The organism is Dyella monticola (genome assembly GCF_003363155.1).
Lineage (GTDB): Bacteria > Pseudomonadota > Gammaproteobacteria > Xanthomonadales > Rhodanobacteraceae > Dyella_B > Dyella_B monticola.
Window position 1 is genome coordinate 123736 of the sequence record NZ_QRBE01000011.1, and the last position, 16135, is coordinate 139870.

Sequence of the window (16135 nt, forward strand, 5' to 3'; positions counted from 1 at the left end):
GCCGGCGCGTGAACCGACCCGATGATGAAATAAGGCCACCCTAGGGAATCACGGGCAGCTCATCAAGGCGGCTTATACCGTCCGCGGGCGTTGCAATTGGCGCGCAGTCGCTTTACAACATATATGAAATGATTGTTTGCCAATGAAACGGCCTCGGCGAGATCCGCCCGGTCGTACGACGCAGAAAAGGGGCGGTTTATATGGGGTTTGGAACAGATTGCGTGCAAAAAACGGCTTCTTCCGAAGCGCCTCTGCGCGTCACCGCGTATTCGCCCGCCGCGTACCGCGCCCGTCGCTGGCTGGCGATGCTGTGCGCACTGTGTTGTACGGCTGCATGGGCAAAGGACCCGCCGCAGGGTTTTACGCCACCGAACGCGGCCACGATCGAGCAGCAGTGGGTGGCAGCGAATCATCCTTTTGATGGCGCACGCCAGGCCATTCTTGCGCAGACACAGAAAGTGGCCTGGCAAGGTCCGATGTCGCCGGACTGGAAGACGCTTGCCGCTTATCGCACGCCGGAGTGGTATCGCGATGCGAAGTTCGGCATCTTCATTCACTGGGGCGTGTATTCGGTCGCCGCGTACAAGGGCGAGTGGTATCCGCGCCATATGTATGAGCGCACGGGCGAGTACGCCAATTACTACCAGCATCAGGTCGCCACGTATGGGCCGATGCCGAAAGTCGGCTACAAAGATCTGATCCCGCTGTTCAAGGCCGAGCATTTCGATCCGCAAGCGTGGGCAACGCTGTTCCGTGAAGCGGGCGCGCGTTACGTGGTGCCGGTGGCCGAGCACCATGATGGCTTCGCCATGTACAACTCCAGGCTGTCCGATTGGACGGCGGTGAAAATGGGGCCGCATCGCGACGTGATTGGCGAGCTCGCAAAGGCGATCCGTGCGCAAGGGATGAAGCTGGGCTTGTCGTCCCATCGTGCAGAGCACGACTGGTTCTACGAATACGGGCGCACGTTCGATTCCGACGTGAACGATCCGCGCTATGCCGCGCTGTATGGGCCAGCGCATCCGTCCGAATCGGCCAAGGGCGAGGATGGCAAAGAGGTGGACTGGACCTTCGTGTCGGATGCGTATCTCAACGATTGGCTCGCGCGATCGTCCGAAATCGTCCAGGACTATCACCCCGATCTGATGTATTTCGATTGGTGGGTGGGCCAGCCACGTTTTCGCGGCGTGCTGGCCGACTTTGCCGCCTTTTACTACAACCAGGCAGCCGCGCGGGATCAGGGCGTCGTGCTCAATTACAAGCTCGACGACATGATGCCGGGCACCGGCACGATGAACATTGAGCGCGGACAGGCGGCCGATATCCGTGCACAGCCGTGGCAGACCGAAACGTCGGTGAGCCCCGATTCGTGGGGTTACGCCGAAGGCGACACGTACAAATCGCCCGATGACATCGTGCATTTGCTCGTCGACGTGGTCAGCAAGAATGGCAACCTGCTGTTGAACATCGGCCCCAAGGCCGATGGCACCATTCCCGATCAAGCCAAAGACATCCTGCTGGCGATGGGCCAATGGCTGAAGACCAATGGCGAAGCCATTTATGGCTCACGGCCCTGGCAGCGTTTCGGTGAAGGTCCTACCCAGGTGGTTGCCGGCACCATGCAGGACACCAAAACAAAACCGTATCAGCCCGAAGATTTTCGCTTTACCACAAACCGCGGCCATCTTTATGCGATCGACATGGAGTGGCCTGCCAGCGGTCAGGTGCTGATTCATTCCATCACACCAGCCATGGATGTTCGCCACGTAACGCTGCTTGCCACGGGCAAACCGGTCACCTTCCAGCAGGCGGCAGATGGTTTGCATCTGACGTTGCCCGCTCGTCCTGCGGGCTTGCATGCCTATGTCTATCGCATCGATGTCGGCAGCAAAGGGCTGAGCGAAAGCCATTGACATCAACCCACGGCGAGATCATCCACCGTTTTGTCGATCCATAAGGGCCTGCCAGACACGGTCCAGGCCCGCATCGACGGTTTTCCAGGCACCCTCTTCACCCATCACCTGACAAAAAAGTTCATTGATGCCACCGGGCGTGGCGTGCTCGTGCATCAACTCCTGGAAATCAGGATCACGTCCTTTGAGTGATGAAGCGAGCTCCGCAAACATCGCTGCAACATAGTGTTGTGCCTGGGTGTGCGCGATCCCATGCGCGGCCAGCCAGTTGCTTATCTGATGCATGTACAGGAAATGCGCGGCGAGGGTTGCTGTTGCCGCCGAATAGCGGTCGAACACCGTTTCATCCGCCACCTCGATCACACGACCGAGCCGGTTGAACAGGCTGCGTGCGGGCTCCGTCGCCGGATACAGCGGCGTGATGCCGCGCCGCGCCGAAACGGCTGGCAGCGGGATCGCTCGAACAATGTCCCGCACGGGTGGTGCGAGTTCCCGCAACGCTTTGATGGGAACACCGGCCAGCACGCTTATCAGGCTTTGATCCCTGAACGTGAGATCGGACATGACACGTCGCGCATCGACGGGCCGCACGCACAAAAGCACGACATCGGATTGGTCCACGAGCGCCTGATTGCTATCGGCGACGCGAACGTTTGGATACGTGGCATCAAGTTCCGCCACCGTTTTCGCGTTACGGGGCGAAAGCAGGATGGCCGGCGCGTCGCACCCTTCACTCAAGCCAGCAACGATGGCGGCACCGATCGCCCCGACTCCGATAACACCAAGCATGGCGTGGGTTTCCTTGGGAAGTCATCAAACTTCACATGTCCCGGCGGTGGTGATCGCCTTGATACGCCGGCCCGATCGACTACGTGCGATAGTTGCTCACATCAAAGAGCGTACAAAATTCACGAAGGACGTTTCCTGAAAACGTTCCGCAATCAGAAAGACCACCCCCACGGCAACCAGGACAAACAGCACAGCCTTACCAGCCCATCTGACCATTCTGCCGACTGTGATTTTCATCGTCCTGGCCGCCTTCCGATGAACTCTGCGCTGGGGTGACTGTTGACGATGAAGGATAGCGCAGGTTCGCCGCTTCGCACTGACGGTTCTATGGGCCTGCCGCTGCGCATGGCGAACCATCCAGCGTTTTCGCCATTTCGGTGGTGCCGCTCCAGCACAGTCCCTGATACAGCGGCGTGCCTTTCTGGGTGGCATGCAAGACGGCGTAGTGAACACCGCGCCTGACAAACTCCGCTTCCGCCAGCTTCATCAGCTCGCGCGCCAATCCGCGGTTTCTGTACTCCGGCTCGACAAAGACATTCAGAACGTATCCACGTTTATCCTGCGTCGGATGCTCTGGATGCGGCGGCCAGTCGATCAGCATCAGCCCGATCCCCGCCACCGGTACGCTATCGTCCATCAGCACGAAACCAAAATAGGAACCATCCACCAGACGGGGCTCGACCCATGCGCGGAAATGCGCGGTCATGGGTAGCAACACCTCATCACTTCTGCCCGCATCCCGAAACATTTCTTCGCGGTGCCTGCAGACAAGATCCAGATCAGTGGGATGGAGCGTTCGAATGTCCATGGTGATTCCGAGGTGACGAGGTACCGATACACGTAGCTTGACGACCTACCCCATGCTTTGTGAAGCACGGAATGGGTTCGGCAGGTGTCATACGTGGATGGTTCGTCACCAGCTACGCATCCATGGCACTCACGACATGGGTGTTCTGGCGAACCACGCCTTCGTCGACTGACATATTTCCAGGGCGCGCCGATAGCCTTCGCGCGCGCTGGTGCGGGCGATATACGCGCGCTCCGCCTCACCGAGCGGGACACGGCCGCCTCTTCGCGCCAACTCCAGCGCGTAGGTCACCGAGATGTCCGCGGCTGTGAAGGTCTCACCGGCAAGATAGGGCGTGCGTGCAAGCTGCCGGGTTACCAGGGTCAGGCGGCTTTCGAAAACGCTTAGCGCCTGGCCCGCACTCCAATTCTCCCGCTCGGACTCCGGCGCAAAATTGCGGGCACCAACGACGAAATAAACCGAAGCCGCGAGGCCCGCTTCACCCAGGTGCAGGAACTGCTGGTAGGCGGGGAAAGCCCGATCCTGCGGGTCGGGCGCGAGCGGCGTCGGGCCATAACGCGCCATCAGGTATTCCATGATCGCAATGGACTCGACCATCGTGACGTCGCCATCCTGAATCACCGGAATGAAACCGGCGGGATTGATCGCCAGGAATTCCGGGTCGTTCTCGACGCCAGCCAGAAGATCCACCGGCCTCAGCCGGTATGCCAGCCCCATTTCCTCCAACAGCCAGACAACCCGGAAACCTCTTCCTTCGCCAAAGACGGTCATCATCGTTCGTCATCCTTCTTTGCTTCGGCCTTATCGACCCCCAATCGGAGAGACGAACGGGAGTTTCGAAAATCGACATGGCCAGGAGGACCCTCATTCCCGTGCCTTGCTCAACCACGCGACCTTTTATCACGCCCGCCCTCATGCCATCCGCCCGGCAGGCGATCGATCAACTATTTCCATAGTTGACAAGCGGAAAGTTTCGAGTATCTACTATATCCATAGTTGATGAGCGGGTGGCCCATGAAGATTTCCCTCACCGATCGCGAAGCGGATGTCATGCAGGCGCTGTGGGATCACGGACCCTCGCTGGTCGCCGAAGTGCGCGAACAACTGAGCGACCCGCTCGCCTATACGACGGTGCTCACCGTGCTGCGCACGCTCGAAGGCAAAGGATATGTAGGACACGAAGAAGAGGGCCGCGGACATCGCTACTTTGCCAGCGTCAAGCAGCAGGCGGCGCGGAAGAACGCGGTGCAACACCTGACCGACAAGCTGTTCAAGGGATCGACGGAGTTGCTTTTTTCACACCTGGTGTCCGAGCAAAAGCTCAGCCCCGAGCAGATCCGCCGCATGCGGCAACTGCTGGCCGAACGTTCCGACAAGAAGGAGCCGCGATGATTGCCTGGATGATGTATGTCGTTCTGGTCACGCTTACGCTGAGCGCTGCAGCGCTTGCGGCCGAGCGTGCGGCGAAAGTGCGTCGTGCGACGACACGCTGGGTGTGGGTGGCCGCGTTGGCGGGCTCGTTGGTGCTGCCGACGGTGATTCCCACCGCGTCGATTCCACTCCCGGCTGCGCTCACGTCCAGAGCGACGTCGACGTCGATCGTTCTGCGCGACGCGACATCGATACCGATGCCGCTGGCGCTGCTGGATTTTGAAATTACCCAGCCCTATGCGACATCCGCCCGGATCGATACGCTGGTGCGCGATATGTGGCTGGCGGCATCGGTGCTGATGTCGCTGGTCCTCCTGCTGGGCGCCACGCTGCTGCATCGACGCAAGCGCGGCTGGCGCCAGGGACAACTATGCGGCGAGCGTGTCCTGGTCGCGCCCGACGCGGGTCCGGCCGTGGTCGGCCTAGTGCGCTCGCGCATCGTTGTACCTGTGTGGTTGCTGCAGGCGGGCGAGGAGCAGCAACAATGCACGATCGCCCATGAGCGCTCGCATTTGCATGCACGCGACCCGCAGCTTGTTGCGCTTGCTTTGCTGCTGCTGGCGCTGATGCCCTGGAACGCGCCGCTGTGGTGGCAGTTTCGCCGCCTGCGTCGCGCGATCGAGGTGGATTGCGATGCCCGCGTTCTGCGCAGCGGGCGTGATATCGGCGCGTATTGCGAAACGCTGATCCAGGTGGGCCAGCGCCAGTCCCATCATATCGGTGTGGTACCGGCGATGTCCGATTCGGCATCGTTTCTGGAATGGCGCATCCGGCACATGCTGCGCAAGCCGAAAAAGTGGGCGCGCGCATCGGCAGCAGCACTGATATGCGTTTCGCTGGGCATCGCGGCCTTTGCGGCACAGGTAACGCCACCCGGCGCCGGCCAGCAGAACGCTGGCGCCACGGTCGTGCTGAGCGACGTCACGCTCGATCGCTACACGGGCTTCTACCAGATCAGCCCTATTTCTCTCATCACCGTGACGCGTGCCGGCAACGGTCTTACCGTCAGCATCAGCGGGCAGATCGCGGCGCCGCAGCCGCTGCATATCGTTCCCCTCGATAAGACCCGGTTCGCCATCGAGGGAATGAGTACCGCCACCGTGCACTTCATCACGGACGCCCATGGCAACGCCTCGCGACTGATCGCCACCCAGAACGGACGCGATGTGCTGGACCAACCGCGCGTCGACGAGGCCGCTGCCGACCGAATCAATGCTGCGCTCGCAGCCCGCATCAAAGCGCAGAAACCGTTCCCGGGCAGCGAGCAGGCGTTGCGACTATTGCTTAGCGATCCGGTGAGCGGCGCCGGCATGAGTGACGACCTGGCCCGGATACGTACTGAACAAAGGGCGTCGAGGGAGAAATATCTCGCCGACCTGGGACAGGTCGAGTCTTATACGTTCATCGGCGTCAGCAAATTCGGCTCGGATACCTATCTCGTCAAGCGCCAGCACGGTACGGAAACGGTGCTGCTGGTGCTCGACGATAAAGGAACCTTGGTAAGCGCGTTCCGGCACCGCTGAATCACGTCACTGCCGGTCTGCAGCGATGGCTTCCTTGGTCATGCTGACTGCGTTGCACGCATCCGATTCACTTGCCGCGATTTCCGGATCGCCGCAACAGGGATCCTGCGCCTGTTTTCCTTACGAGGATTGATGACATGAAACGTACCGCGGCACGCTACGCAACCTTCGCGCTGCTTGGCTGTCTGGCATGGGCAGCATGCATCGGCTCGCGGCCGGCGTGCGCGGCCGAGCTCACGCCCGGCACTCACGCCGGTACGCTGCAGGGCGCGCTCTATCGCATCGATGTCCCCGCGCACTGGAACGGCGACCTGGTGATGCTGATGCATGGCTATCAGCCTGTGGGCGCGCGCATCACCACGCCGATGACGGCCGCCGATACCACGTCCGATTTTCTCAAGCTGGGCTATGCCGTCGCGCAAAGCCAATATGCGTCGCAAGGCTGGGCGGTAGGCGATGCCATCGCCGACAATGAACGGCTGCGGCAGTATTTCATTCACACGTACGGCCGCCCTGCCCACACCTACCTCTACGGCTTCTCGCTGGGCAGCCTGGAGACGCTGGCAAGCATCGAGCGCTATCCGCATGCCTACACCGGCGCGTTGGCCAAGTGCGCCGTCGCCGTCTCGACACCCGAGTTCATCGCGCGCGCCGTCGTCACCCCACTGGTGGCCTTCGATGCGCTGATTCCCGGCGTGCTGCCGGATCTGGCGGCGCCGGACTCGCCACCATTCATTCCGCCGAAGGTGTTCGCCAAGGCCTTGCAAGTGCACCCGCAGGAGGCTGCTCTACTGGAAAAGCGCCTGCAGGAACCAGGCACGCTACCGCTGTCGCTCTATTACATGGCGCTGCGCGAGCTGGAGCGGCGCGCAGGTGGCATGCCGGTCGATAACCGCAACACCGTCTATCACGGATTCGGCGACGACGTGGCCTTCAACCGCCGCGTGCATCGCTATGCCGGCTCGCCCGTCGCCATGGCCTATGTCCGGCGCAACGGCACCTTGACCGGCCGCATCGACGTGCCGCTGGTCATGCAGTGGAATAACTCCGATCCAACCATCCCCGAGCGATTTCATTCCATCTATCCCGAGCAGGTGCGTGCGGCCGGTCGTGGCAAATGGCTGACGGTGCTCCCACCGGTCGGTAGCGGACACTGCAACTTCACCGACGTGCAGACCATTGCGGCGTTCAACACGCTCGTGAGCAAGGCGAGCAATGGGAAGCACTGATGCAAGCGGATCGCACGGCGGTCCATGGCGTCGCGCAATAATCCTGCAAACCTGGCCTGCTCTACTCGTCGCCGGTTTGTCGTTGCGCGTTCAACGTATACGCGCCAGCACGCTCCAGGAACGCGATCGTCTCTTCGAATATCTGTGGTACCGAGGACGGTAGATCAGCTTGCCGTTTGAAGGCCTCGAAGTCGCCTTTGGCGCCAAGCAGGAGATCGTCAATCAGGCCCGGTTCTTTCTGATCCATGCGCTGCAAAAGGCTCAGCAGGATGTATGAACAGGCGTACGCCTTGGCATCGGTCTTGGTGAAATCCTTTGACATCGGTACATCCCCAGTGAGTGACGCGGGGACGGTACGATGCGGGCTATCTCATTTCAATGCTGTGGCTTGCGACAGAAACCAACCAGCACCGATCGAGTTCAAGACGAACGCGAAGCTACGTTCGCGCGGTGCGCCCCTTCAGGGCAGCGTAGAGCACGGGCATCACCAGCAGGACCAGCGGCACCTGCACCAGCATCCCCGCAATGATCGCGACCGCGAGCGGTTGCTGCATCTGGGAGCCTGCACCCAAGGCCAAGGCCAGCGGAAGCAAGGTCAAAATGGCCGCCAGCGTGGACATCAAGATCGGGCGAGTCCGGTGCTGAGCCGCTGCAAGCAGCGCTTCATGCAACGGCACTTCGGAGGCGACATTTTCCACTTCCGAGAAATAGAAAATCGCCACTTCGGTGACGATGCCGACGATCATCGTCATGCCCATCATGGCGGAAATGTTGAGCTCGATACCGGTGACCCACAAGCCGACAAATACCGCGCCAATGGCCAGCATGGGCATGACCAGGATCGATGCGGCAACACGGAAGCTCTCGTACAAGAACAACAGTAACGTGAACACCAGCGCGATGGCGGCGAGCAGCACGATGGTGAGGCCACGAAAGGCTTCCTGCTGCTGCTGATACAAACCGCCCAACTGGTAATACATGCCCCGGGGCAACAAGCCCGGTTCGGCCAGCATGGTTTTGACGTCCGCCACCGTCGCGCCCATGCTCCGCCCAGCGATACGCCCGGTGACCGCCACCATGCGCTTGAGATTGTTGCGCGTGATTTCCGGCTGGCCCTGCACGACGTGCAACGTGGCGATCTGCGACAGCGGGAACAGATGGCCATCCGCTGCGCGGATGGACAACGCCGACACCTGTTCCAGATGGCGATAAGCCGTGACCGGCAAACGCACTCGCACACCCACCACTTTGCCTGCAGCGGGCAATTGGGCCGCAACCGTGCCATCGATCGCGGCCGCGACCTGATCGGTGACAGCCTGTGGATCAAGACCCTCTAGCGCAGCCTTGGCCGGGTCCACCGTCATGGTCAGCGCGTCGCCCGCGGGATTGATGCCATTGAGCACACCGTTCACGCCCTTGATCTTGCCCAGCGCGTCGGCGACACGTGCGGCGGTGTCGTTGAGTTCGTTGGCATTGTCGCTATAAAGCTGGATTTCGATGGGTTCGGGCACGGCGATCAGGTCGCCGATCATGTCTTCCATCAGCTGCGCCACGTCGACGTCCAGACCCGGCACGTTTTCCTCGACCTGCGTGCGAATGCCATTCATCACCGTGTCGGTCGACGGACGCGACCCCTGTTTGAGGCGAACGAAAATGTCGCCCGTGTTCGCTTCCGTCAACCAATCGCCCAACTGCAACCCGGTACGGCGGGAATAGGTATCCACATAGGGATTGGCGCGGATGATGCTCTCGACCTGATTGAGAAGGCGCCCGGTTTCTTCGAGCGATGTGCCAGGTTTGGAGACGTAATCCAGGGTAAAGCCGCCCTCGTCCATGGCGGGCATGAAACCGGTGCCCACGCGGCTGTAGGCCAGCGCGCCCAAACCAAGCAGTGGCAACACCAGCACAAGCACCCAGAGCGGACGTTTCAGCCAGCGCTGCAAGACCTTTTCATAAGCATGGATGAGTCGCTGCGACGCGCGACTTGGCGCGTGATCGGCGATGTGTTTGCGGTCGAGCCATTGCTCCGACAGCAACGGCACGACAATCCATGTCAGCAGATACGAGATGACCAGCGCGCTGGCCATGGTGAGCGACAAGGCTTTGAAGAACGCGCCAGTAATCCCGGTGAGAAACGCCAAGGGCAGGAAGATCACCACCGTGGCAGCGCTGGAACCGCTGAGTGGCCGTGTGAATTCCCAGGCGGCGTGCGCAATGCGTTCGCGCACCTCGCCCGAGGTATCGCGCAGGCGTCGCATGATGTGCTCGAGCATGACGATCACGTCATCGATGATCAGACCCACCGCAGCGGCCATGCCACCCAAGGTCATCATGTTGAAGCTCATCCCGAGCATGCGCAGCAGCAGCACCGTGATGGTCAGGACAGCCGGCACCACGAGCATGGCGACGAAAATCACCCGCGTATTGCGTAGAAAAACGAACAGCACCACGCCGGCCAGAGCGATGCCGATCAGAATGGCATCGCGCACGCTGGCCGCCGCGCCGGTCACCAGTTGCGACTGGTCGTACCAGTTGGCGATCTGGACGCCCGTCGGCATTTGCGGCGCGTAATCGTGCAAGCGCTGCTTCACGTCGCGCGCGATCTGCACGCTGTTGCCGTCGGCCTGCTGGAAGATCTGCAGCAACACCGCATCCTGGCCATCGGCCGTAACACGAATCCATTGCGGGACGTGACTGAGCGTAACGTCCGCAATGTCGCCCAGGCGTACGATGCCATGGTTATCCGCACGTACGACGATGTCGCGCAAGGCGGCTACGGTGCCGGGCTGATTGTCGGCGAGCAGCAGATATAACTTGTAGTGATCGGAGACGTGACCCATCGCCTGGATGGTCGCCGCGCGGGTGACGGCGGTCGCAACGTCGGGCAGGCTGAGATCCAGCGCGCGCAACTTCTCCGGATCCACATCCGCGTGGAACTCCGCCACCTCGCCACCCTGCACGCTTACATGCGCAACGCCTTGCACACTGCTGAGCAGCGGGCGCAATTGGTACTGCGCGATGTCGTAAAGCGCGCTCGGCGACACCGTGTGGGAACGCAGGCTATAGGCCAGCATTGGAAATGCCGTGGGGTCCATGCGCCGACTAGTAAGTAGCGTGCCCGCCGGCAATTCGGGCAGCACTTGGCTGGCGGCTCCATTCACGTCGCTCAAGGCGCGACTCATGTCCGTGCCCCAGTCGAAGGTCACCGCAATGTCGGCGCTGCCACGGCTGGTGGTCGAACGCACATCACGTACGCCCGGCACACGTCGCAAGGCATCCTCAATCGGCGTCGTGACCTCGATCGCCATCTGGTCCGCAGGGCGATCGCCCGCATCGAGCGAAAGTTGCACGCGGGGGAACGCCACGTTTGGAAACAGCGCGACCGGCATGTACACCGCGCTGGCGATACCACCGATCGCCAACATCAGCACCAGGAAGAACAACGAGCGCCGATGGCGTTGCATCCATGCGGCGATGCTCACTTGGGTGAACCCTGTTGTTCGCGCACGGCGTCGCCATCGTTCAACTCGTAGTTGCCCGATACGATGATGCGTGTCTTGGCATCCAACGGCCCTTGCACACCGACGGTATCGCCCTGGGGATGCTTCAAGGCGACGTTGATGCGCTTGGCCTTGTCGTGCTCCACGGCGAACACGTAGGCGCCCTGATCGTCTTGCAGCACCGCATTGCGTGGAAGAGCCCACGCCGTGTAACCCAGCGTATCGATGGTCGCGCGCACGGCGGCACCGGCTACCAGCGTGGCACTTGCTTCAGATGGCAAGGTCACTTGCACCGGCACCAGATGTGTCTGGGTATCGACCGATTGACCGACCATGCTGACCTGCCCTTTCAGCCCGCTCGCCGCACCGAACGCCGCTTGCACTTGTGCGGGCATGCCCGGCTTCAGGCGCAGCACTTCGTCCGGCTGCACGCCGAGTCGTGCGATCAACCCCTGCGCGGGCGCGACTGACAACAGCGGCGCACCGGCCTGGAAGCGGTCGCCGAGATTGACGTTGAGCGCAGTCACCATACCGTCGGCCGGTGCGCTGACGATCTCTTCGGCAACCCCGCCGCCGAGCGCGCGCTGCGCGTCAAGCCCCGCCTGCGCATCGTCCAGCGCCTTGTGCGCAGCAGCGAGCTGTGATTGTGTCGCCAGATGCTGCGTCACCATCTGCTCGGTGCGTTTCAATTCACCACTCGCCAAAGCCAGGGTGCTCTGTGCCTGTCGATAAGCATTGCGTGCGGCAGGATCAGGCGCGACACGTAACATCGCCTCGCCGCCATGCACGTGTTCCCCGGCGATCACGTTCAGCGCCGTGACCAGGCCACCATGCCCGAGGCTCATCACACTGGCGTGATGAGGGTCGGCAACCGCATTGCCCCATGCATCCATGGTGTCGTGGAAGGTCTGGCTCACCGGCACGGTGGTCGTTACCAGTACCTGGCCCGCTACGTCGGCGTCATCGCCATCCGCAGCGTCGCCGCCCTTGCAACCACCAAGCAACATAAGTATCGCCGTCAGCGCGGCAAGCGTAAGGAAAAGTCGCTTCATGATTTGGGCGAAGATGAGGAAGACGGTTGTAAGTCGGTATCGCCCAGCAGCGCTTCCAGCGCGATCGCTTGCTGCGACTGCTGATCGCGCACAGCGATGTAATCCATGTCGGCACTCAGTGCATTGGCACGAATGGACAGATACGTTGGCCAGTCGAGCAGCCCTTTTTGCCACGCTGCCTGTGCAGCACGCCGAGCCTCATCCAACCGCGCACAGTGCAGCTGCAATTGCTCGCGTTGCCCGTTCAGCGTTTTCAGGTCGGCCGTCAGCTGTGCAATATCGTTGCGCGTGGTGAGCACGCGACCTTCGTAGTCATCCTTGAGCTGTTGCCTCGTGGCGGTTTCGATGCGGATAGCACCGCGATTGCGGTCGAACACGGGCAGCGTGATGCCGATATTGATGCCATGAGACAACACGCCGCTGTTGTCGCTCTGACGATCGACGCCAAAGGTCAGTGCCGGAAACTGTGCACGGATCGCACCACGCAAGGTGGCTTGCTGTGCCTCGTAACCGGCCTGCAGGGCCAGCAGATCCGGGCGTCTTCGTGGCAGGTCGGCCAGTGCGGTCTGCACCTGTTCGGCCGAGGGCGATGCGTCAAAGGGCTTACCGATCAGATCGAGCGGAGCGCTCGGCGCAAGGCCGAGCAACAGGCGCAGATCGTGCTCGGCCTGATGCAATTGCAGCGTGCAATCGGACAACCGCTTGCTGGCGTCCGCATAGGCGTTGATGGCGGGGCTGGCGGTATCGTGAGTCAAATTGCCGTCCGTGAGTGCCTTGCGCACATAGGCATCGATGGGAGCCAGTGCCGCTTGCTCACCCGCAAGCTGCTGCTGCTGCGCGCGCAAGGACACCACTAGATCGAACGCGATTCGCGCTTGGGCAATCGTCTGCCACTCGCTCCACAGCAATTGCAGATTGACCTGATCGGCTTGGCTATGGGCGGCGGCTTTGCGCGTAGAGCGCAACAACAGGCTGGTAATGTCTTCGCTGATGCCATAGGCGTACGAGGTGGTGTACCCGGGTACGACGTGATCGAGGTATTCCTGGTTGATGGAAATTTGCGGGTCTGGCAACAGCCCCGCCTGAAATGCCTGAGCACGCGCTATACCCAGCTGATCGCGCAAGAGACGCAAATCCGGATTGTTGGCGACGGCGAGCATGGCCACATCCGTCACGTCCAGGCCATGAGCAGGATCGAATGCATGAGTGCGCAATACGGGCAGAGGCATTTCAGCAACATTTACCGTGAGATGTGCGACATCCTTGATGCCCTCACCGTCGCCCAGCGGTAACGGGGAATACGTCGCGCAGCTGGCCAGCGCCAACACGCCTGCTAAAAAAGCTGCCCGCGCCACACGCGAAACGCGTATTGCTTTTTCATGTGACTCAACCATCAACAACCGCACCCAAATGCCTCCGGCCTTGTGCCTGATGCCCAGGCAAGGCTAGCGGCCTTTGCTTAGTATTTACTTTGTGACAATTGGATGTTGGACACTTCCTGGCTTTCCGCCCTCGTCGACCCACTCCGCGCAAACGTTGCGCGCATCCGCACGAAGCACCGGTGCGATGGCCGACTCGATGGCGGGGTTACCCGAAATTACCTCATCTGCCCGCTTTATCCCGTTGGTGAGCGGAGCTAACGGGGATGAAACGATTCGTTTGCCTGGGCTTAAACGGGTGGCTATAGACTGGCCGTTCGATCATTCAACGAGTCTGTATTCGCAGAAGCCATCGACACGGTCTTTCAATGAAGTGAGCGATGGGGGCGACACACCACACGTCAAACGCGCCGGCATCGCGCAATCCCGCCCGCTGGCGGACGAAACCTCATTCGCCATCAGCGCACATCACGAACTGGATGCAGACTGTATTCCTGCGTTCTGGCGCGATAAATATGCTTCAATGCACTTCAGTTGATACGTGGCGTAACGAATCATGCGGCACCAATTTGACGATGTGCTGCTTGGGAGCATCGAACTCTTTTACCTGGCCGGCGAGCCCGGCAGTTTCACCGCGGCGGCCACGGCAGCCGGCGTGACGCCCGCGGCGGTCAGCCGTTCGGTAGCGCGCCTGGAGGAACGCATGGGCGTTCGCCTGTTCGCTCGAATCACACGGCACATCCGTCTGACCGACGTCGGCCGCACCTATTTCGAGGAGTGCCTACACTCGATTTATGCACGGCATAGCAGTAACTACGATGACGCCGCCAGTCATAGCGGTTCGCCGATGACACCATGATCGATCTCTACACCTGGAAAACACCCAACGGGCGAAAGCCCGCCATCGCGCTGGAAGAAATGCACGTGGACTACGTGGTGCATCCGGTGGATATCGGCCGCGACGAGCAGTTTCTGCCGAACTTCGTGGCGCTCTCGCCCAACAGCAAGATCCCGGCCATCGTTGACCAGGAAAACAACATGACGCTGTTCGAGAGCGGCGCCATTCTTCAATACCTGGCGGACAAAACGGGAAGATTGCTGCCCACCGCCGGCGCAGCGCGCTACACCACGCTGCAGTGGCTGAATTGGCAAATAGGTGGCGTGGGCCCGATGTTCGGGCAACTGGGGTTTTTCGCGAACCGCGCCAAGGAGCACATCCCACTCGCCGTGAATCGATATCTCACCGAATCCAACCGCCTTCTCGATGTACTGGAACAGCGCCTGTCGCAATCCGCCTACGCCGGCAGCGATGACTACAGCATTGCCGATATAGCCATCTATCCCTGGGTCGTTGCCGCGATCGCCAGCAATCGGACCTTGCTTGGCGACGCGCGCGCCAGACGTCCCGCGATGGACCGATGGATGACGAAACTTGGCGAGCGCCCCAGCGTCATCAAGGGGATGAATGTTCTTGAGACGCCAGCATCAGCTAAATCTTGATGAACGGGTGGATGCGTCTGTCACCAAAACAGGCTAATCAGGCCGTCCCGTCCCCATGAGATTTGGATCCCAACCCGCACATGCCGCACCCGCTGCATAGGTGGACTGGAAAAACGACAGCAGATCACCATCAGGGTCTTTCGACTTACGCAGGTCGTCATAATCAAACACGAACTCCCTCATGGTCGCGCTCCATTGCGCCTTTGCGGGCCTGATCGGCGCGTTTTCGATTGCCGCAGGTTGCGGATGCGTGAAGGAATAAAACGCGGCCCTGGGATAATCCGCGGTGCCCGACCACCAGCCCATTTCGATGAGCTCCGCATTCATCGCATTACGCCGGATGTAGTCGGCGTTGGCGCCGGGCGAGGCGGACTTGCCGTTATAGAGCGCACTGCGGATGTCCAGCGTCCCCCACATCAGGCCAATCGGCTGCGTTTTACCGCAGAATCGTCCTTGAAAGACGTGCAACACGCGTTGCGTGCTCAGCAGGATTCGCCACCAATGGTTGGCCAATGTCGGCGCGTAGTCGCGTCGCGCTTTGTCCTCATTAAAAGGAATGGGATGGGATACCTCTTGCGGGTTCTGATTGATCGACACATTGACGCCACCGGCGCGGAGCAGATCAAAAAGCGACTCCACGAACGCCGCGACCGACATCGATGCCAGCCCGAAGCGCTTCGAGAAACCCGCACTGGTGACGCATTCCACCTCGTGTGCGATCAGGTCGACACGAACTTCATAAGCACCGCCGGCATACGCGATGGGACCGGTGGTAAGGCCTTGCGCGCTGATCCACAGAAGCACCCCGGACCATTGCGGCTGAAAGGCCTCTTTCAGCTTTAACTTGCCAAGCGCTTGCAGGCTCATCTGGAGCAGATATTGCGTGGCCGCAAAGTCCGGATAGGCAAGCGGCGGCCACGGGTCGGAAAAGAGATTGCGTGAAATTGGCATGACAGCATCCTCGTCGAAAGGGTGTAAGGCCAATTGAAAGTCCACGGCTAAAATCGCCTG

At 60.9% G+C, this 16135-nt stretch carries 15 protein-coding genes; 7 read left to right on the top strand and 8 right to left on the bottom strand.

Annotated elements, in window-relative coordinates; genetic code table 11:
• Nucleotides 1–305: 305 nt before the first annotated feature.
• Entirely contained in the window at nt 306–1913 is a 1608-nt protein-coding gene (locus DWU98_RS16735) for an alpha-L-fucosidase (protein WP_115496760.1), read from the top strand.
• An 18-nt stretch (nt 1914–1931) separates the two neighbouring features.
• Here the strand turns inward: DWU98_RS16735 and DWU98_RS16740 are convergent, their stop codons facing one another.
• From DWU98_RS16740 to DWU98_RS16750, 3 genes are all read right to left on the bottom strand, one after another.
• A complete protein-coding gene (locus tag DWU98_RS16740; RefSeq protein WP_115496705.1) occupies nt 1932–2702 on the bottom strand; it encodes an NAD(P)-binding domain-containing protein in 771 nt (256 codons plus the stop codon).
• 325 nt (nt 2703–3027) lie between these two features.
• Nucleotides 3028–3510, bottom strand: a complete 483-nt coding sequence (locus tag DWU98_RS16745) for a GNAT family N-acetyltransferase (RefSeq protein ID WP_115496706.1) — start codon at nt 3508–3510, stop codon at nt 3028–3030.
• A 129-nt stretch (nt 3511–3639) separates the two neighbouring features.
• Nucleotides 3640–4284, bottom strand: coding sequence for a glutathione S-transferase family protein (locus DWU98_RS16750; RefSeq protein WP_115496707.1), 645 nt, complete (start codon nt 4282–4284; stop codon nt 3640–3642).
• Nucleotides 4285–4524: 240 nt separating this feature from the next.
• Between DWU98_RS16750 and DWU98_RS16755 the strand changes: the two genes are divergently transcribed.
• The 3 genes from DWU98_RS16755 (at nt 4525) to DWU98_RS16765 (ending at nt 7693) form a co-directional block, all read left to right on the top strand.
• On the top strand, nt 4525–4902 hold the full coding sequence (locus tag DWU98_RS16755; RefSeq protein ID WP_115496708.1) for a BlaI/MecI/CopY family transcriptional regulator: 378 nt from the start codon (nt 4525–4527) through the stop codon (nt 4900–4902).
• Nucleotides 4899–6464 (top strand): M56 family metallopeptidase, encoded by a 1566-nt coding sequence (locus tag DWU98_RS16760; protein WP_115496709.1) that lies wholly within the window; start codon nt 4899–4901, stop codon nt 6462–6464. Before DWU98_RS16755 ends, DWU98_RS16760 begins: the two co-directional genes overlap by 4 nt.
• Before the next feature lie 137 nt (nt 6465–6601).
• Nucleotides 6602–7693, top strand: a complete 1092-nt coding sequence (locus DWU98_RS16765) for a DUF6351 family protein (RefSeq protein WP_115496710.1) — start codon at nt 6602–6604, stop codon at nt 7691–7693.
• Nucleotides 7694–7754: 61 nt separating this feature from the next.
• Here the strand turns inward: DWU98_RS16765 and DWU98_RS16770 are convergent, their stop codons facing one another.
• From DWU98_RS16770 to DWU98_RS16785, 4 genes are all read right to left on the bottom strand, one after another.
• A complete protein-coding gene (locus DWU98_RS16770; RefSeq protein ID WP_115496711.1) occupies nt 7755–8015 on the bottom strand; it encodes a hypothetical protein in 261 nt (86 codons plus the stop codon).
• A gap of 115 nt (nt 8016–8130) precedes the next feature.
• The gene (locus tag DWU98_RS16775; protein WP_115496712.1) at nt 8131–11175 is read right to left on the bottom strand and encodes an efflux RND transporter permease subunit; all 3045 of its coding nucleotides are present in this window, start codon (nt 11173–11175) and stop codon (nt 8131–8133) included.
• Nucleotides 11172–12245, bottom strand: coding sequence for an efflux RND transporter periplasmic adaptor subunit (locus DWU98_RS16780; protein WP_230474886.1), 1074 nt, complete (start codon nt 12243–12245; stop codon nt 11172–11174). The genes DWU98_RS16775 and DWU98_RS16780 overlap by 4 nt, the downstream gene beginning before the upstream one ends.
• Entirely contained in the window at nt 12242–13573 is a 1332-nt protein-coding gene (locus tag DWU98_RS16785) for a TolC family protein (protein ID WP_230474887.1), read from the bottom strand. The genes DWU98_RS16780 and DWU98_RS16785 overlap by 4 nt, the downstream gene beginning before the upstream one ends.
• 238 nt (nt 13574–13811) lie before the next feature.
• Here DWU98_RS16785 and DWU98_RS21760 point away from each other — a divergent pair, with 238 nt between their 5' ends.
• From DWU98_RS21760 to DWU98_RS16795, 3 genes are read left to right on the top strand one after another with little or no spacing between them, the layout of a single operon-like run.
• Nucleotides 13812–14162 carry a hypothetical protein gene (locus DWU98_RS21760; protein WP_147293353.1) on the top strand — a complete coding sequence of 117 codons (351 nt, stop codon included), beginning with the start codon at nt 13812–13814 and terminating at the stop codon, nt 14160–14162.
• 18 nt (nt 14163–14180) lie between these two features.
• Nucleotides 14181–14483 (top strand): LysR family transcriptional regulator, encoded by a 303-nt coding sequence (locus DWU98_RS16790; protein ID WP_115496714.1) that lies wholly within the window; start codon nt 14181–14183, stop codon nt 14481–14483.
• The gene (locus tag DWU98_RS16795) at nt 14480–15124 is read left to right on the top strand and encodes a glutathione S-transferase N-terminal domain-containing protein (RefSeq protein ID WP_115496715.1); all 645 of its coding nucleotides are present in this window, start codon (nt 14480–14482) and stop codon (nt 15122–15124) included. The genes DWU98_RS16790 and DWU98_RS16795 overlap by 4 nt, the downstream gene beginning before the upstream one ends.
• A gap of 33 nt (nt 15125–15157) precedes the next feature.
• Here the strand turns inward: DWU98_RS16795 and DWU98_RS16800 are convergent, their stop codons facing one another.
• The gene (locus tag DWU98_RS16800; protein ID WP_147293354.1) at nt 15158–16075 is read right to left on the bottom strand and encodes a DUF5996 family protein; all 918 of its coding nucleotides are present in this window, start codon (nt 16073–16075) and stop codon (nt 15158–15160) included.
• Nucleotides 16076–16135: the final 60 nt, after the last annotated feature.